Annotated in this window: 17 protein-coding genes; 12 read left to right on the top strand and 5 right to left on the bottom strand. The window is 69.1% G+C overall.

Annotated elements, in window-relative coordinates; translation table 11 throughout:
• Window positions 1–21: 21 nt before the first annotated feature.
• Genes ACXN5S_RS03395 through dxs form a run of 4 tightly spaced genes read left to right on the top strand, consistent with a single transcriptional unit; the run spans window position 22 to window position 3,970 of the window.
• Entirely contained in the window at window positions 22–945 is a 924-nt protein-coding gene (locus ACXN5S_RS03395) for a histone deacetylase family protein (RefSeq protein ID WP_458603975.1), read from the top strand.
• Window positions 942–1,178, top strand: a complete 237-nt coding sequence (locus ACXN5S_RS03390) for an exodeoxyribonuclease VII small subunit (RefSeq protein ID WP_458603974.1) — start codon at window positions 942–944, stop codon at window positions 1,176–1,178. The genes ACXN5S_RS03395 and ACXN5S_RS03390 overlap by 4 nt, the downstream gene beginning before the upstream one ends.
• A 1-nt stretch (window position 1,179) precedes the next feature.
• A complete protein-coding gene (locus ACXN5S_RS03385; RefSeq protein WP_458603973.1) occupies window positions 1,180–2,049 on the top strand; it encodes a polyprenyl synthetase family protein in 870 nt (289 codons plus the stop codon).
• A 4-nt stretch (window positions 2,050–2,053) separates the two neighbouring features.
• Complete coding sequence (gene dxs / locus ACXN5S_RS03380; RefSeq protein WP_458603972.1) at window positions 2,054–3,970, top strand: 1-deoxy-D-xylulose-5-phosphate synthase; 1,917 nt, start codon at window positions 2,054–2,056, stop codon at window positions 3,968–3,970.
• Window positions 3,971–4,289: 319 nt separating this feature from the next.
• Here the strand turns inward: dxs and ACXN5S_RS03375 are convergent, their stop codons facing one another.
• Together ACXN5S_RS03375 and ACXN5S_RS03370 are read right to left on the bottom strand one after the other, a co-directional pair.
• Window positions 4,290–5,945: a thiamine pyrophosphate-dependent enzyme gene (locus ACXN5S_RS03375; protein WP_458603971.1), complete on the bottom strand. Its 1,656-nt coding sequence runs from the start codon at window positions 5,943–5,945 to the stop codon at window positions 4,290–4,292.
• Between the two features lie 392 nt (window positions 5,946–6,337).
• The gene (locus ACXN5S_RS03370; protein ID WP_458603970.1) at window positions 6,338–7,354 is read right to left on the bottom strand and encodes an NAD(P)/FAD-dependent oxidoreductase; all 1,017 of its coding nucleotides are present in this window, start codon (window positions 7,352–7,354) and stop codon (window positions 6,338–6,340) included.
• Between the two features lie 52 nt (window positions 7,355–7,406).
• On the opposite strand from ACXN5S_RS03370, the gene mnmD reads away from it, so the two are divergent.
• The 6 genes from mnmD to ACXN5S_RS03340 all read left to right on the top strand — a co-directional run bounded on the left by mnmD (window position 7,407) and on the right by ACXN5S_RS03340 (window position 11,423).
• Window positions 7,407–8,072, top strand: coding sequence for a tRNA (5-methylaminomethyl-2-thiouridine)(34)-methyltransferase MnmD (gene mnmD, locus ACXN5S_RS03365; protein ID WP_458603969.1), 666 nt, complete (start codon window positions 7,407–7,409; stop codon window positions 8,070–8,072).
• Between the two features lies 1 nt (window position 8,073).
• Window positions 8,074–8,943 (top strand): DMT family transporter, encoded by an 870-nt coding sequence (locus tag ACXN5S_RS03360; RefSeq protein WP_458603968.1) that lies wholly within the window; start codon window positions 8,074–8,076, stop codon window positions 8,941–8,943.
• Between the two features lie 254 nt (window positions 8,944–9,197).
• Entirely contained in the window at window positions 9,198–9,584 is a 387-nt protein-coding gene (rplS, locus tag ACXN5S_RS03355; RefSeq protein ID WP_458603967.1) for a 50S ribosomal protein L19, read from the top strand.
• An 11-nt stretch (window positions 9,585–9,595) separates the two neighbouring features.
• Window positions 9,596–9,817, top strand: coding sequence for a 50S ribosomal protein L31 (gene rpmE / locus ACXN5S_RS03350; protein WP_458603966.1), 222 nt, complete (start codon window positions 9,596–9,598; stop codon window positions 9,815–9,817).
• A gap of 81 nt (window positions 9,818–9,898) precedes the next feature.
• Window positions 9,899–10,333, top strand: coding sequence for a hypothetical protein (locus tag ACXN5S_RS03345; RefSeq protein WP_458603965.1), 435 nt, complete (start codon window positions 9,899–9,901; stop codon window positions 10,331–10,333).
• A gap of 280 nt (window positions 10,334–10,613) precedes the next feature.
• Window positions 10,614–11,423 carry a division plane positioning ATPase MipZ gene (locus tag ACXN5S_RS03340; protein WP_458603964.1) on the top strand — a complete coding sequence of 270 codons (810 nt, stop codon included), beginning with the start codon at window positions 10,614–10,616 and terminating at the stop codon, window positions 11,421–11,423.
• A gap of 12 nt (window positions 11,424–11,435) precedes the next feature.
• Here the strand turns inward: ACXN5S_RS03340 and ACXN5S_RS03335 are convergent, their stop codons facing one another.
• The 3 genes from ACXN5S_RS03335 to ACXN5S_RS03325 all read right to left on the bottom strand — a co-directional run bounded on the left by ACXN5S_RS03335 (window position 11,436) and on the right by ACXN5S_RS03325 (window position 13,481).
• The gene (locus ACXN5S_RS03335) at window positions 11,436–11,915 is read right to left on the bottom strand and encodes a hypothetical protein (protein WP_458603963.1); all 480 of its coding nucleotides are present in this window, start codon (window positions 11,913–11,915) and stop codon (window positions 11,436–11,438) included.
• A gap of 249 nt (window positions 11,916–12,164) precedes the next feature.
• A complete protein-coding gene (locus ACXN5S_RS03330) occupies window positions 12,165–12,353 on the bottom strand; it encodes a hypothetical protein (protein ID WP_458603962.1) in 189 nt (62 codons plus the stop codon).
• 96 nt (window positions 12,354–12,449) lie between these two features.
• Complete coding sequence (locus ACXN5S_RS03325; protein WP_458603961.1) at window positions 12,450–13,481, bottom strand: substrate-binding domain-containing protein; 1,032 nt, start codon at window positions 13,479–13,481, stop codon at window positions 12,450–12,452.
• A gap of 114 nt (window positions 13,482–13,595) precedes the next feature.
• On the opposite strand from ACXN5S_RS03325, the gene ACXN5S_RS03320 reads away from it, so the two are divergent.
• Complete coding sequence (locus ACXN5S_RS03320) at window positions 13,596–14,645, top strand: Gfo/Idh/MocA family protein (protein ID WP_458603960.1); 1,050 nt, start codon at window positions 13,596–13,598, stop codon at window positions 14,643–14,645.
• Window positions 14,642–15,574: a sugar phosphate isomerase/epimerase family protein gene (locus tag ACXN5S_RS03315; RefSeq protein WP_458603959.1), complete on the top strand. Its 933-nt coding sequence runs from the start codon at window positions 14,642–14,644 to the stop codon at window positions 15,572–15,574. Before ACXN5S_RS03320 ends, ACXN5S_RS03315 begins: the two co-directional genes overlap by 4 nt.
• The last annotated feature ends 75 nt before the right edge of the window (window positions 15,575–15,649 follow it).

Below are 15,649 nucleotides of genomic sequence, written 5' to 3'. Positions count from 1 at the left end.
CCAAGCTGGTTCCTTCCGCCAATGACAACAGCGCTCCTCTCCCATCCCGATTGCTGGCAACACGTCAATCCGCCGGGCCATGCCGAACAGGTCGCCCGGCTCGATGCCGTTATGGCCGCGCTGGAGGGCATGGCGCTCGACCGGCGCGACGCCCCGCTGGCGGCGGAAAGCGACATCCTGCGCGTGCACCCGAAGAGCTACCTGACAAGCCTGCGCAATGCCGAGCCCGAGGAAGGCTGGCGCCGGCTCGATGCCGACACGACGCTCTCGCCCGGCTCTCTCGGCGCCGCCTTCCGCGCGGCGGGCGCCGCCGTGAAGGCCGTAGATCTCGTGCTCTCCGGCGAGGTGGGCAATGCCTTCGTCGCCACGCGCCCGCCCGGCCACCATGCCGAGCGCGCCACCGCGATGGGCTTCTGCCTGCTCGCCAATGCCGCCATCGCCGCCAAGGCCGCGCTCGACCATCACGGGCTCTCGCGCGTCGCCATCCTCGATTTCGACGTGCACCACGGCAATGGCACGCAGGATTGCGTGGAGGACGACGCGCGCATCTTCTTCGCCTCCTCCCACCAGATGCCGCTTTACCCCGGCACCGGCGACCCAAATGAGACCGGCGAGTTTGACAACGTGCTCAACGTCGCGCTCCACAACGAGGCGTCGGGCGCCGAGATCCTGCGCCTCTGGAAGCGGGAGATTCTGCCCCGCGTCCGCGACTTTTCTCCCGAACTTCTCATCGTCTCCGCCGGCTTCGATGCACATCAGGATGATCCACTGGCGGGGCTGCTGATGCGCACCGAGGATTACGCCACGCTCACGGGCATGATCTGCGATGTGGCCGACGAGGTTTGCGGCGGCAAGCTGGTCTCCCTGCTAGAAGGAGGCTATGACCTTGCGGCGCTGGAGAGCAGCGTGGCAGCCCACGTGAGCGTGTTGAAGGAGCGGGCATGAGCGAGACACCGGTCAAAGAGATGAGCTTCGAGGCGGCCTTGTCCGAGCTGGAGCAGGTCGTCACCAAGCTCGACCGCGGCGAGGTGCCCCTGGAAGAGAGCATCGCGCTCTACAACCGGGGCGCAGAGCTGAAGAAGCATTGCGAAACCAAGCTCGCCGAGGCCGAGGAGAAGGTGCAGAAGATCACCCTCGCCGGCGGCAACCCCACGGGCACAGAGCCGTTCGAGGCCTGACATGGGCGACGAGCTGATCGCCGCCATGACAGCGGCCGGCGGCCGTGCCTCGGCGCGCATCACCGCGGCGCTGCGCGGCGCCGAGGGCGAGGTGCCCGCCGCGATGGCCTATGCGGTGGAAGGCGGCAAGGGCCTGCGCGCCTATCTGGTGGAAGAAAGCGCGGGCATCTTCGGCATCACCGCCGCCGAGGCCGGCGGGCCCGCAGCGGCCATCGAGGCGATGCATGCCTATTCGCTGGCCCATGACGATCTGCCCTGCATGGATGACGACGATCTGCGCCGCGGCCGCCCCACCCTGCACAAGGCGTGGAACGAAGCCACCGCCGTGCTGGCCGGCGATGCGCTGCAATCGCTGGCCTTCGCGCTGGCGGCGGATTTCGTCGCCCCGGCCGATGCAAGGCTGGCGCTGGTGACTTCGCTGGCCGAGGCTTCGGGCATTCACGGCATGGTCGGCGGCCAGGCGGCCGACATTGCCGCCGAAAGTGCCGCCACGCCCCTTACGCTGCCGCAGATCGAGGCGCTGCAGGCCGGCAAGACCGGCGCGCTGCTCGCCTGGTCGGCCATGGCCGGGGCGCGGATGGCCGGCGAGAACCCGGCCCCCTTCGCCGCCTATGGCGCAGCCCTGGGCCTGGGCTTTCAGATCGCCGACGACCTGCTCGATGTCGAAGGCGACGCCGCCGAGGTGGGCAAGGCGACCGGCAAGGATGCCGGCGCCGGCAAGGCCACTTTCGTGTCGCTGCTGGGCGTCGAAGGCGCCCGGGCAAGGGCGGCGGAACTGGCCGAAGCGGCAGAAGCTGCTATCTCTCCTTACGGAGCGAAGGCCGAGACATTGCGAGCTGCGGCACGGTTCGCCATCTCGCGGCGAAGGTAGGTAGATGAACGACGCCCCCAAGACCCCCCTGCTCGACCGGGTTCATACCCCGGCGGATCTCAAGGCCTTCAGCCTGCGCGAACTCAGCCAGGTGGCCGACGAGCTGCGGCAGGAGACGATCTCTGCCGTCTCGGTCACCGGCGGGCATCTGGGCGCGGGGCTTGGCGTGGTGGAGCTGACCGTGGCGCTGCACGCCACATTCGACGCGCCGCGCGACAAGATCATCTGGGATGTCGGGCACCAGGCCTATCCCCACAAGATCCTCACCGGTCGGCGCGACCGCATCCGCACCCTGAGGCAGAAGGACGGTCTCTCCGGCTTCACCAAGCGCAGCGAGTCGCCCTACGACCCGTTCGGCGCCGCCCATAGCTCCACCTCTATCTCCGCCGCGCTCGGCTTTGCCATGGGGCGGGAGCTGGGGGCGGAGGGCACTGGCGACGCCATCGCAGTGATCGGCGATGGCGCGATGAGCGCCGGCATGGCCTATGAGGCGATGAACAACGCCGGCCATCTCGGCAAGCGCCTGATCGTCATCCTCAACGACAACGAGATGTCCATCGCGCCGCCGGTCGGGGCGATGAGCGCCTATCTGTCGCGCCTCTACGCCGGCGCGCCTTTCCAGGAGCTGAAGGCGGCGGCAAAGGGGGCGGTGAGCCTCCTCCCCGGCCCGTTCCGCGAGGGCGCCAAGCGGGCGAAGGATGTGCTGAAGCACATGGCAGTCGGCGGCTCGCTCTTCGAAGAGCTCGGCTTCTCCTATGTCGGCCCCATCGACGGGCATGACATGGAGCAGCTGATGGCCGTGCTGCGCACCGTGAAGGCCCGCGCCGACGGGCCGGTGCTGATCCACACGATCACGAAGAAGGGCAAGGGCTATGCCCCGGCGGAGGGCGCGGCCGACCGCGGCCATGCCACCGCGAAGTTCGACATGGTGACTGGCAAGCAGAGCAAGGCGAAAAGCAACGCGCCGAGCTACACGAGCGTCTTCTCGGGCGCGCTGGTCCGCGAGGCCGAGAAAGACGACAAGATCGTCGCGGTGACGGCGGCCATGCCCGACGGCACCGGCGTGCAGGCCTTCATGGAGCGCTTCGCGGGCCGCTGCTTCGACGTCGGCATCGCCGAGCAGCACGCGGTGACCTTCTCGGCGGGGCTGGCGGCGTCTGGCATGAAGCCCTTCTGCGCGATCTACTCCACCTTCCTGCAGCGCGGCTACGACCAGGTCGTGCATGACGTCGCCATCCAGCGCCTGCCGGTGCGCTTCGCCATCGACCGTGCGGGGCTGGTGGGCGCCGACGGGGCCACCCACGCGGGTGCCTTCGACGTGGCCTATCTGTCGAACCTGCCCGGGTTCACGGTGATGGCGGCGGCAGACGAGGCCGAGCTGGTGCGCATGGTCGCCACGGCCGCGGCGCATGACGACGGGCCCATCGCCTTCCGCTTTCCGCGGGGAGAGGGCGTAGGCGTCGAGCTGCCCGAGTCGCCGGAGCCGCTGGAGATCGGCAAGGGCCGGGTGATCCGCGAGGGCAGCCGCGTGGCAATCCTCTCGCTGGGGACGCGGCTGGCCGAGGCCGAGAAGGCGGCGGACCTGCTGGCGAGGAAGGGCATCGAGCCGACTGTGGTCGACGCCCGCTTCGCCAAGCCGCTGGACGAGGAGCTTATCTTGCAGCTCGCGCGCGACCACGAAGCGCTGATCACGGTGGAAGAAGGCGCGGTGGGCGGCTTCGGCAGCCATGTCGGCCAGTTGCTCGCGATGAACGGCGCCTTCGACAAGGGCCTGGCTTTCCGGCCCATGTGCCTGCCGGATGTGTTCATCGACCAGAGCTCGCCGGAGGACATGTACCGGGTGGCCGGCCTCTCGGCGGAACACATCGCGGCGACGGCTCAGGCCGCGCTGGGGCTGTCGGTGATGGAGCGCCGCGCTTAGGGCATAGGGGCGCGGTGGATTGAAAACCCACCCTACGGTTGGGGTTGCGATCCACCTTGGCTTTGCGCCCTTGGGAGAGACCTCTCTGCTGCTTCTCACCGCGCGGAATCAAGCCGCAGGCGCCGCGCGAGCGCCGGCCCGTCCCCGCGGGCTGGCGCTCTGGCTGGGCTCGGTGTTTCGCGGTGAGCGGGGAGGGGCTTGGCGGGCATAAAGCGCTTCGCTCGGATGTTGCAGCGCCACCCCACGGTCCGGCGTGCAAGCGTGTCACTCGCGTCGCCGCCTCCCGGCAGATCGCCCGCTGCGATAGCGGCGGCGGCTCCTACCCCCGCGCTTCGCCCACCGCCCGCGCCTCGCTCAGCGTCTGGCCCGGCGATAGCGCCTCCGGATCCAGCATCAGCTCGATGATCGCCAGTGTTCCCGCCTCCCTCGCGCGGGCGAAGGCGCCGGGGAAATCCTCCGTCCGCTCCACACGCTCGCCGTAGCCGCCATAGGCCCGCGCCAGCGCCGGGAAGTCGGGGTTGGCCAGCTCGGTGCCGGCCGTCCGGGCGGGATAGGTCCGCTCCTGATGGGCGCGGATCGTGCCGTAGCGGCCGTTGTTGGCCACCACCACGATCGGCGCCGCGCCGTACTGGGCCGCGGTCGACAGCTCGTTGATCGTCATCTGCAGGCAGCCGTCGCCCGCCATGCAGATCACCGGGCGCCCGGGATGCTCGATGCAGGCCGCGATGGCCGCCGGCAGCCCGTAGCCCATCGAGCCGGAGGTCGGCGCGAGCTGCGAGCGGAAGCGGCGGAACCGGAAGTAGCGGTGCAGCCAGGCGGCGTAATTGCCAGCGCCGTTGGTGACGATGGCCTCGTCCGCCAGGTTCTCCGACAGCCAGCTCACCACCTCTTCCATCTTCACCGCGCCGGGCGTCTGGCGGGGCGAGACCCAGGCCTCGTAATCGGCCCTCAGCGCCCCCGTCCAGGCCGACCAATCGCGGCCCAGAGGTGCCTGCCGGGCGAGGGCGCGGATGAAAGACACTGCGTCGGCGGTGACCGTCATGTCGGGCCGCCAGACGAGGCCGCTCTCTTCGGGGCTGGCATGCACATGCAGGATGGCGGGGCCGGGGGCCCCCGGCTCCAGCGCCGTATAGCTCTTCGAGGCATTTTCGCCGAGCCTTGTGCCGAGCAGCAGCAGGCGGTCAGCCTCCTTCAGGCGGGCAAAGAGCTTGGGGTTGCCGCCGACGGAGAGGTCGCCCGCATAGTTCGGGTGCCGGTTGTCGAGGTAGTCCTGCCGGCGAAAACTCAGCGCCACCGGCAGGCCCTGGGCGCTGGCGAAGCGCCCCAGATCGGCCGCGGCCTCTTCCGACCAATGCGGGCCGCCGACCACCACCAACGGGCGCTCGGCCCCGGCGAGCCAGCCCAGCGCATCCTGCGCGGTGCTCTCGAAGGTGGGCGCAAGCTCGATGGGGGCGTGGCTGATGTCGGCGACCTCGGCGCGGGCCGAAAGCACGTCCTCCGGCAGCGCCAGCAGCACCGGGCCGGGCCGGCCGGTGACGGCGACATGCCAGGCGCGGGCGACATATTCGGCCAGGCGCTCCGTCTCGCCCACCTCGGCAGACCATTTGCACAGTCCCCCGAAGGCGGCGCGGTAGTCGACCTCCTGGAAGGCCTCGCGATCCTTGTGGCCCCGCGGCACCTGACCGACGAAGAGGATCATCGGCGTGGAATCCTGCCGCGCGACATGCAGCCCCGCGGCGGCATTGGCGGCGCCGGGCCCGCGGGTGACGAAGCAGAGGCCGGGCTGGCCGGTGAGCTTGGCACTCGCCTCGGCCATCATGGCGGCGCCGCCCTCGTGCCGGGCCGTGATGAGCTCGATGGGCGCATCGTGGAAGGCGTCGAGCACGGCGAGGTAACTCTCGCCCGGCACGCAGAAGGCCCGCCGCGCCCCGAGGCGCACGAGCTGGTCGACGAGGATCTGTCCGCCGTGGCGCATGGATGCGGCTCCTTCTGGCTGGGCGCGGCCACCATGGGCGAGGGGCGGAGCGGGGGCAAGGGAGGGGCGGTATGGGTGCGACCCAACGCGAGCTCGACCGAGTAACCCTCACCGCTCCGCCCCCGCGCGGAATCAAGGGCGCCAGCCCGCCGCGCGAGCGCCGGCCCGTCCCGGCGGGCTGGCGCTCTGGTGACGGTAGCGCGGAGCTGGCCGCTGGGAGGGGTGTAACGGGCATAAAGCGCGGTAGCGGAAAGGGAGGAGCGCCACCCCACGGGCCGGCGTGCGAGGGGGCACGAGGGCTGGGGTTTCTTTGGGTCGAGCGGTGTGTGGGGGGCGGCGGGCTGAAGCCCGCCCTACAGGGGCCTCGGGGGCCGAACCCCGTAGCGCGGGCTTCAGCCCGCCATCCCCTCCGCCGCCAGGAACTCCGCCGGGATATCCGCCCACCCCTCCAGCACAAGCTCCGCCATCCGCTCGCCCACCAGCGGCGCCAGGCCCAGGCCGATCTTGTAGCCGCCGTTCGCGATGTACGCCCCCGGTCGCCCCGGATACTCCCCCAGCAGCAGCCTCTGCCGCGCCTTCGGGCGCCAGCCGGCCCAGCGGGCCAGCACCTCTGCTTCCGCCAGCTCAGGGATCAGCGCGGCGGCCTTGGCGAGCACCTTGTCCAGCCGCTGGTCTGTCTCCAGCCCCTCCGCCTCCGGCTCGGTGGTCGAACCCACCGCAACCGTTCCGTCGGCATGGGGCACGATGTGCAGGCCGGGGGCGGAGATCTGCGGGGCATCGCGCCTGTCCAGCCGCAGCAGCGCCGCCTGCCCCTTCACCCCGGCACCGAGGCCGCTCTCCGCCAGCCCCGCCGCGCCCATCGCCCAGACCACGCGCCCCTCGGCCTCACCCTCCCGCACCACCTCGCCGCCACGCGCGACCACCGCCGCCACGAGCGCCGCACAGGCCGCCGCGGGGGCGATCCGGGCAGAGGCATCGTCCTGCACCAGCCAGCCCGAGGGCGAGGCCGGGGCGAAGGCGCCACCGTCTGCCGCCGGGATCACCCGCCAGCGCGCCGCCTCGCCCCAATGCTCCAACGCCCCGGCCTCTCGCCCCCTCGCCCGCTCGACAGCGGCATCGTCGCGAAGGGGCTGCAACCGCCCGAGCCGTCCGTAGCCCGTGGGCACACCGCCCGAGGCCTCAACCTCGGCCCACCAGCGCTCGGCCAGCATCAACGCCTCCCACTGGAAGGCCTTCAGCGCGTCCCAGCCCTCGGGCGCATGCGGGGCGAGCGCGCCCACCACGCCGCCCGAGGCCCCCGCCCCCGGCCCGCCGGGGTCGATCACCCGCACTCTCGCGCCGCGCTTCAAAGCCGCCCAGGCGATCGAAAGGCCGAAGGCGCCGGCGCCCATCACGGTGAGGTCACGCATTGCCAATCCCCCTTGCGGCCCGCATGGTCGCGCCGTTCTAGGACAGGGTGAGATGCAGGGCCAGCAGGCAGGCGTAGGGTGGACGAACGGCGTGCCGGTGTCGGAGCGCTTCGACGACCCCTATTTCTCGATGGCCGATGGCGCGGCGGAGACGGCGCATGTCTTCCTCGCCGGTAACGGCCTGCCGGGGCGCTTCACCGACGGCTTCTCCATCGCCGAGCTCGGCTTCGGCACCGGGCTGAACTTCCTGGTCACGCTGGCCGCCTGGCGTGCCTCGGGCACCACGGGCGGCTTCTCATACGTCTCCTTCGAGGCTTTCCCGCTGTCGCCGGGCGACCTCGCCCAGGCCCATGCCGCCTTCCCCGCCCTCGCGGCGGAGGCCGAGGCGCTGCGCAATGCCATGGCCCGGGGCCCTGCCCCCTGGCACATCGGCCCGGCCTTTCTGACGGTGATCGAGGGCGATGCCCGCGAAACCCTGCCCCGCTGGGGCGGGCGCGCCGATGCGTGGTTTCTCGATGGCTTCTCGCCCGCCAAGAACCCCGAGCTCTGGGAGCAGGCGCTGCTCGCCCAGGTCGCCCGGCACACGGCGCCGGGCGGCACGTTTGCCACCTATACCGCCGCCGGCCATGTCCGCCGGGCACTGGCCGAGGCGGGCTTCGCCGTCACGCGTCAGTCTGGCTACGGGCGCAAGCGCCATATGAGTGTGGGGCACCTCTAGGATGTCACCCAGCGACAAGCAGGGCATTTGGCTGATGGTGCTGACCACGCTGGTCTTCGCCTTTCAGGACGGCATCTCCCGGCACCTCGCCGGGGAATACAACGTCTTCATGGTGGTGATGATCCGCTACTGGTTCTTCGCCGCCTTCGTCATCACCGTCGCCCTTCGCCGCACCGGCTCTGTCCGCGCCGCGGCCGCCACCAGCCAGCCCGCCGTGCAGATCTTCCGGTCGCTGCTGCTCTCGGCTGAGATCTTCATCATGGTCGCCGGCTTCGTCGCGCTGGGGCTGGTCGAGGCGCATGCGATCTTTGCCGCCTACCCGCTGCTCGTCGCCGCCCTCTCCGGCCCGGTGCTGGGCGAGAAGGTGGGCTGGCGCCGCTGGGCGGCCATCGGGGTGGGCTTCGTGGGCGTGCTGGTGATCCTTGAGCCCGGCTTCGGCGTCTTCGCCCCCGCCGCGATCCTGCCGCTCGCCTCGGCGCTGATGTTCGCGCTCTATTCGCTGCTCAACCGCTACGTCGCCCGGCGCGACCCGACGGCGGTGACCTTCTTCTGGACAGGCGTCTCCGGCGCCGTGCTCACCACTGCCGTCGGCCAGTGGTTCTGGGAGCCGATGACGGGCGGCGACTGGGCATGGATGATCGTGCTCTGCATCTCGGGCGCCAGCGGGCACTGGCTGCTGATCCGGGTGTACGAGCTGGCCGAGGCGAGCGTGGTGCAGCCCTTCGCCTACCTGCAGCTCGTCTATGCCAGCGCCATCGGCCTGATCGTCTTTGGCGAGACGCTGGAGCCGCATGTCGCGGTCGGCGCCGCCATCGTCGTCTCCGCCGGGGTGTTCACGCTCATCCGCGCCCGCAAGGCGGCCGAGGCCTGAGCCCCCGCATCCCCCTTGATCCGCAGGGCCGGGGGGCCTATACGCCCCCGGTCGGCGGCCGGAATCGGCCTGCGGACCCGTCTGCCTGTGGCAATGGCCTTCTTCCGCCAACGCTGCCCCGGGCAACGGCACGAGAGAATGACGACACCTGATCTCTGGCGGGCGCCCATTAGGGGCGGACCCGAACGAAGACCAAGAGCTCTCAAGGCGTCCCCACCAAGCGGGCCAACCCGCATGTGATAGGAGTGACAGGCATGGACCTGATCGCACAACTCGAGGCGGAACAGATCGCCGAACTCGGGAAGACCATTCCCGATTTCAAGGCCGGCGATACCATCCGCGTCGGCTACAAGGTGACGGAAGGCACGCGCACCCGCGTGCAGAACTACGAAGGCGTCTGCATCAGCCGCAAGCATGGTGCTGGCATCGCCGGGACATTCACCGTTCGCAAGATTTCCTTCGGCGAGGGCGTCGAGCGCGTCTTCCCGCTCTACTCGACCAACATCGAGTCGATCGAAGTGGTGCGCCGCGGCCGTGTTCGCCGTGCCAAGCTGTATTACCTGCGCGATCGCCGCGGCAAGAAAGCCCGGATCGCCGAAGTGCAGAACTACAAGCCGCTGTCCGACCAAGCCGGCGCCTGAGGAGAGAAGCGATGAAAGACGGTATCCACCCCGAATATCACCTCATCGACGTCAAGATGACCGACGGCACGATGATCCAGATGAAATCGACCTGGGGCAAGGAAGGCGACACCATGTCGCTCGACGTCGACCCCACCTCGCACCCGGCGTGGACGGGCGGCTCGACCCGCCTGCTCGACACCGGCGGTCGCGTGTCGAAGTTCAAGAACAAGTACGCGGGCCTCGGCTTCTAAAAGCCTCGCGCCATTGCGACACGGAAAGGCCCGCGCGATACTCGCCGCGGGCCTTTTTCATGGGCGGACGGGAGTGACGAGATGAACGCAGCCTCCGGCATCGCGACCGCCCTTCTGCTGGCCGGCCTCGCCGCCCCTGTGCAGGCCGACATTTTCGAACGGCTTGCGGCGTCCTCCTGGGGCCATGAGTTCGACAGCGACGCCAGCTGTCTCAACCCGCACCGCTTCAGCTTTCCTGCCGACCGCTCGCGGCTGGTCATCACATGGGAAGAGCCGATCACCGACTACGAGTACAACCAGTGCCTGAGCGGCGGTTATGACGTGGTGAGCGTGGAGGAGGAGCGGCTGACCTTGGCGCTCGACGGCGAAAGCCGCCTCGGCCCCGACGGGCAGCCCGTGACCTGGGTGCTCGAGCTGCTGCCCACGGGTGTTTATTGCTGGCACACGACCGACGAGACAAAGCTGCAATGCGACGGCTGGGCGATGGCCTGCCCGGCGCCTCTCCCCCTGAGCTAGGCGCCGGACAGGGGGCGAACCGGTCAGCCGCGTAGAAGCGCGATGCCGGCCCAGACGAACCAGGCGACAAAGCCCAGTCCGAAGATCGTGGCGCCTGACTGAATGGCGTACTTTACGGCCACGTCACCTCATCCTTTGGCAGGCGAAGTAACGAAACCGTGAGATTCGATCAAGGGCCTACGTCATTCGACATCTGCCGAAGCGGCAGGCTTCGCTTTTCCTCACCCTTCAGCCCGGCTATGGACGGGCCGGGGCATCAGCAAAAGAGGCATCGGGCGACATGGCGCATCTGATCGTCGTGGGCAATGAAAAGGGCGGCGCGGGCAAAAGCACGACCGCCATGCATATCGCCACGGCCCTCTCGCGGATGGGCCACAAGACCGGCGTGATTGACCTTGATCTGCGCCAGCGCTCCCTCGCCCGCTACATGGAAAACCGCCGCGCCACGATCGCCCGCGAGGGCCTGGATCTCGCTACGCCCGAGGTGGCCGAGCTGCCCAAGATCGGCGCCGACCAGATCGCCGCCGGCGAGCATGCGATCGACCGCCGCTTCGCCGAGGCCATCGACCGACTCGACAGTGCCTGCGCCTTCACGGTGATCGATTGCCCCGGAGCCCACAGCCGCATCAGCCAGATGGCCCACGCCCTTGCCGACACGCTGGTGACGCCGCTCAACGACAGCTTCGTCGATTTCGACATGCTCGCCCGGATGGACCCGGAGGGGGAAGAGATCCTCGGCCCCTCAGTTTATTCCGAGATGGTCTGGGCGGCGCGGCAGAGCCGGGCCAGCGCAGGCATGAAGCCGCTCGACTGGGTCGTCATGCGCAACCGGATCGGCGCGCAGCACATGATCAACAAGGCCAAGATCGAGAGCGCGGTGGAGCGGCTGGCTAAGCGCATCGGCTTTCGCGTTGGCCCCGGCTTCGGCGAGCGGGTGATCTTCCGCGAACTCTTCCCCCGCGGGCTGACCCTGCTCGACCTGCGCGATGCGGGGGTGAAGGGGCTCAGCCTCTCGGGCATCGCGGCGCGGGCCGAGCTGCGCGAGACGATGAAGGCGCTCAAGCTGCCGGGCGTGAAGGTCGACTTCTAGCCCGGCTAGGGCCTAGTTGATCCCCATGTCGCGGATCGAGCGGTGGCGATTGCCGAAGAAGACGCGCATCGCGAGCTTCAGGATCAGCAGCGCGAAGATCACGGCGAAGAGCGCCAGCGTGCCGGCCACGATGAGCAGCTGCGTGGGCTCCAGCGTCTGGGCCACCGGCCCAACGTGCAGCGCGGCCCAGCCCTGAAGCGCATCAGCGAGCGTGCCTGCATCAACCGTACCCGAGGGCGGCAGGGCAGCGGCTGCAAGCTCCTCAAGGCTATCCACCTGGGTCGCCAGGACGGCATTGCCCAGCTCCGCCGGACGCTCGAAGGTCTGGTACAGCGCGGCCATGATTGCCGCGATGGCGACGAGCAGCAGAATGGCCCTCCCGCCGCCATTGCCACGGCGGCGCATGGCCGGCGTGGCCTTCTCCTCGCGCTCGGCCAGTTTGGCGGCGAGCCTGTCGTGGAATTCGTAGGTCGGGCGGGGCTGCATGGTCATGGCGCGGCACGCGCCGTGCCGGCAGCCAGCGGGCAGCCCGAGGGGATGATGAGGTAGGTCATGTGCTCGTCCGTCTTGCGCGGTTGGCCCCAAGAGGCCCGGCAAAGGCGGCGATTTCAGGGCGGGTCGGTGCGTGCCGCCACCCAAAACACGGTGAATACCTCGCTAATTCTATAGGTCGCCACGGGCGCGATGCCCGGCAGCACCGGTAGCGCGCGCCGGCGTGGCCGCCGCGCGCCTAGTGCTCGATCAGGCCGTGCGCCCGCGCTCGATGCGCGTATAGGGCTTCAGGCGCCCTCCGGCCGTGGCGGGCGCGCGGTGCAGGCCCTTGATGGCGGGATGCGCCGCCTCGTCGCCATTCTGGCGCTCGATCTGTGCATATGCCCTGACACGGGCGCCGCTGACGGCCCGCGGATGGTCAAGATATTCCTTGGTCATTGGCTCCTCCAGACATGGGTTGCGGGAGCACCACTGTAGTCATTCAGCGCCACGAGTCACGCCGCGCCGCGGCACCCCGCTGGCATCATGGGTAGCTCACCCGGCGAGGCCGGGCGGCTGAGCGCTGTCGCCCGGCACGTAACTCATCGGCCAGACGATGCCCGCCGGCTCGCCCGCGGGTTCGGCGCTGGCCAGTCCCAGGGCGGTCTCCCCGACAGCCTGGCCAAGCGCGCGGAGGTCGAGGGCGAAGCAGGCGAGGTTCGGGCGCAGGAAGCGCAGCTGGCTGTTCTGGCGGAAGCCGATCACAGACAGGTCGCGGCCGGGGGTCAGGCCGGCCTCGCCCAGACGGGTGTAGAGGCCGATCGCCATCAGCTCCTGCCCCAGAAGGACCGCGGTTGGCCGGTCCGGCATCGCCAGAAGCTCTTCGGCCACGCTCCGACCGCCGTTCTCACTGGCGCTGGCGCGCAGGATGAGCGCCTCGTCGACAGGAAGCCCGTGATCGCGCAGCGCGGCGCGATAGCTGTCGAGATAGACATGCGCGAGATTTACATCCCGGCGCGGGGCAGCGACGGCGATGCGCCGGTGGCCGAGCTTGACGAGCTCCTCGACCGACCGGCGCGCCACGCCTTCGAAGTCGAGGTCGATCCAGGGGTAGTCTCCCGGCGTTTCGCTACGCCCCAGCGCTAGAAACGGCATGCCATCCTCCACCAGCATCGCAATGCGGGCATCATGCCGGCGGGTGGCGGTGATGACGAGCGCATCCACCGTGCGGCGCGTCACCGTGCGGCGCAGGAACTCTATGGGGTCGTCGGCAGAGCGGCAGGGCAGCAGGATCAGGTCCTGGCCCTGCGCTGTCAGGACCTCCTGCATGGCATCAATCAGGTGCATGAAGAAGGTATCGCCGCCAAGGGTGCTGGCACTGCCCGTCTCCAGCACCAGGCCGATGGTCTGGGTGCGCCCGTTGCGCAGAGAGCGGCCGGAATGGTTGGGACGGTAGCCCAGCTCGCGCGCTGCCGCGAGCACGCGGGCGCGGGTCTTGGCGTTGACATCGGGCTTGGCATTCAGCGCCCGGCTGACCGTGCCGATGGAAAGATCCAGGTGGCGCGCGAGCGCCCGTATCCCTGTCATGAATGCGATCCCGTAAACGTTTCCAGAAATCGTTTGACACAAATCGGCAGCCATCGGTAGCGTCGTAAACGTTTACGGTGAGTCGGAGGCGCCGTGACGCAGGGAGTAATACCTATGGTGCGCGCCGTCATGGTGGGCTGCGGTCAGATGTCGAACGGGTGGCTCGAGGCCATCTGCGACACGAGCCGGCTTGCCGAGCAGATCGAACTGGTCGGTTTCGTCGATCTCGACGCCGGATTGGCGGCCGAGAAGGCAGCTCAGTACGGCTACGGCGAGGCCAAGACTGGCGACGACCTGGCCGCGATCCTGGAGGCCACCCAGCCCGGCGTTGTCTTCGACCTGGTCATCCCCCCTGCCCGCCGCGGCGTGGTTGAGGTTGCTCTGGCCCATGGCTGCGATGTGCTGTCCGAAAAGCCGATGGCCGCCACGCTTGCCGAGGCGCAGGAGCTTCTGGGGCTGGCCCAGAGCCATGGCCGCGTGCACGCCGTCGTTCAGAACCGCCGCCACCTGCCGGGCATCTGCCGGATGAAGGCGCTGATCGAGAGCGGCGAGCTGGGCGAGATCACCGGACTGCACGCTGATTTCTTCCTCGGCCCGCATTTCGGCGGCTTTCGGGAAGAGATGGAGCACGTTCTGCTTCTCGACATGGCGATCCATACGTTCGACGCGGCGCGCTTCCTGCTGCCGGCCGAGCCCGTGGCCGTCTATTGCCAGGAGACGAACCCCAAGGGCTCGTGGTTCGCCCACGGGGCCAGCGCCAATGCCCTCTTCGATTGCGCGGATGGCGCGACCTTCTCCTACCGCGGCTCGTGGTGCGCCGAGGGTGCGCCGACGAGCTGGGAGAGCGGCTGGCGCGTGAACGGAACGAAAGGCTCCGTCCTCTGGGACGGCAATCTCGGCATCGAGGGCGCGGTCCGCGATGGCGACGAGGGGTTCTTCCGCCCCACCCGGCCGGTAGAGGTGCCGCAGGTGCCCGATCTGCCGGCGGAGGGGCATGCCGGCGTGATCCTCGATTTCATCGACGCGCTCGAAAACGGGCGCGACCCGCTCTCGGCCAATACCGACAACATCCGAAGCCTTGCCATGGTCTTTGCCGCGATCGAGAGCGCGGAAACCGGCCGTCGCGTGGAGTTCGGCGACAACAGGAAGGCAGGCGCCGCATGAGCGACCCAGCGAAGGCAATCCGCATCGGCACCATGGTCAGCGCCAGCGGCGGCGAGGCGGCGGATCGCATAGGCGAGATCCGCGATATGGGTTTCGAAAGCTTCGAGCCGTTCTTCTGGCAGACGACGAACGGCCAGGACCTCGCCGAGCTTGGCAAACGCTGCCGCGATGCCATCGGCGACCGGGACATCACGATCTCTACGCTCGGCATGTTCGGCAACCCGCTCGAAGATCAGGAGATGGACCGCGAGACGCTGCAGGGCTGGAAAGACTGCATCGACAACGCGCACCATTTCGGCGCCACCTGCGTGGCCGGCTTCACCGGCCGCGTGCGGGGCAAGCCGCTCACCGACAGCCTGCCGAAGTACAAAGAGGTCTGGTCCGAGCTCGCCAAGCGCGCCGCCGACAAGGGCGTGAAGATCGCCTTCGAGAATTGCGCGATGGAGGGCGACTGGCGCTCCGGCGACTGGAACATCGCCCATAATCCCGACGCGTGGGAGCTGATGTTCAACGAGACGCCCGACGACAATCTCGGCCTCGAATGGGAGCCGTGCCACCAGATGGTCTACCTGATCGACCCGCTGCCACAGATCCGGAAGTGGGCGGGCAAGATCTTCCACGTTCACGGCAAGGACGCGACCATCCGCTGGGAGGTGATCCGCGAGCACGGGATCTTCGGGCGCGAGGAGTTCGTCTGGATGCGCACGCCCGGCTTCGGCGATTCGAACTGGACGGACATCATCAGCGAGCTGCGGCTGGCCGGCTATTCGGGCGCGATCGACATCGAAGGATGGCACGATCCGGTCTACCGCGACGCACTGGAGATGACCGGCCAGATCCATGCGCTGAACCACCTCAAAGCCTGCCGCGGCGGCGATTTCGTGAACGTTTCCGCTCAATACGGCGGCGGCGATCCCTCGCTGAGCTGAGCCTGCCGCGGCCGCCGGAAGGGGCGGCCAGAGAGAAAGGTTAAGAGACGTGTTGACAGAAATTGAGAAAACGAT

The organism is Pseudoroseicyclus sp. H15 (assembly GCF_054353345.1).
The sequence above is the reverse complement of the archived record's forward strand: the minus strand, read 5'-3'. Positions and strand labels throughout refer to the sequence as shown.

Coding starts and splice junctions, on each gene's coding strand:
- ACXN5S_RS03395 (WP_458603975.1), top strand. CDS start 22: ATGACAACAGCGCTCCTCTCCCATCCCGATTGCTGGCAACACGTCAAT.
- ACXN5S_RS03390 (WP_458603974.1), top strand. CDS start 942: ATGAGCGAGACACCGGTCAAAGAGATGAGCTTCGAGGCGGCCTTGTCC.
- ACXN5S_RS03385 (WP_458603973.1), top strand. CDS start 1,180: ATGGGCGACGAGCTGATCGCCGCCATGACAGCGGCCGGCGGCCGTGCC.
- dxs (WP_458603972.1), top strand. CDS start 2,054: ATGAACGACGCCCCCAAGACCCCCCTGCTCGACCGGGTTCATACCCCG.
- ACXN5S_RS03375 (WP_458603971.1), bottom strand. CDS start 5,945: ATGCGCCACGGCGGACAGATCCTCGTCGACCAGCTCGTGCGCCTCGGG.
- ACXN5S_RS03370 (WP_458603970.1), bottom strand. CDS start 7,354: ATGCGTGACCTCACCGTGATGGGCGCCGGCGCCTTCGGCCTTTCGATC.
- mnmD (WP_458603969.1), top strand. CDS start 7,407: ATGCAGGGCCAGCAGGCAGGCGTAGGGTGGACGAACGGCGTGCCGGTG.
- ACXN5S_RS03360 (WP_458603968.1), top strand. CDS start 8,074: ATGTCACCCAGCGACAAGCAGGGCATTTGGCTGATGGTGCTGACCACG.
- rplS (WP_458603967.1), top strand. CDS start 9,198: ATGGACCTGATCGCACAACTCGAGGCGGAACAGATCGCCGAACTCGGG.
- rpmE (WP_458603966.1), top strand. CDS start 9,596: ATGAAAGACGGTATCCACCCCGAATATCACCTCATCGACGTCAAGATG.
- ACXN5S_RS03345 (WP_458603965.1), top strand. CDS start 9,899: ATGAACGCAGCCTCCGGCATCGCGACCGCCCTTCTGCTGGCCGGCCTC.
- ACXN5S_RS03340 (WP_458603964.1), top strand. CDS start 10,614: ATGGCGCATCTGATCGTCGTGGGCAATGAAAAGGGCGGCGCGGGCAAA.
- ACXN5S_RS03335 (WP_458603963.1), bottom strand. CDS start 11,915: ATGACCATGCAGCCCCGCCCGACCTACGAATTCCACGACAGGCTCGCC.
- ACXN5S_RS03330 (WP_458603962.1), bottom strand. CDS start 12,353: ATGACCAAGGAATATCTTGACCATCCGCGGGCCGTCAGCGGCGCCCGT.
- ACXN5S_RS03325 (WP_458603961.1), bottom strand. CDS start 13,481: ATGACAGGGATACGGGCGCTCGCGCGCCACCTGGATCTTTCCATCGGC.
- ACXN5S_RS03320 (WP_458603960.1), top strand. CDS start 13,596: ATGGTGCGCGCCGTCATGGTGGGCTGCGGTCAGATGTCGAACGGGTGG.
- ACXN5S_RS03315 (WP_458603959.1), top strand. CDS start 14,642: ATGAGCGACCCAGCGAAGGCAATCCGCATCGGCACCATGGTCAGCGCC.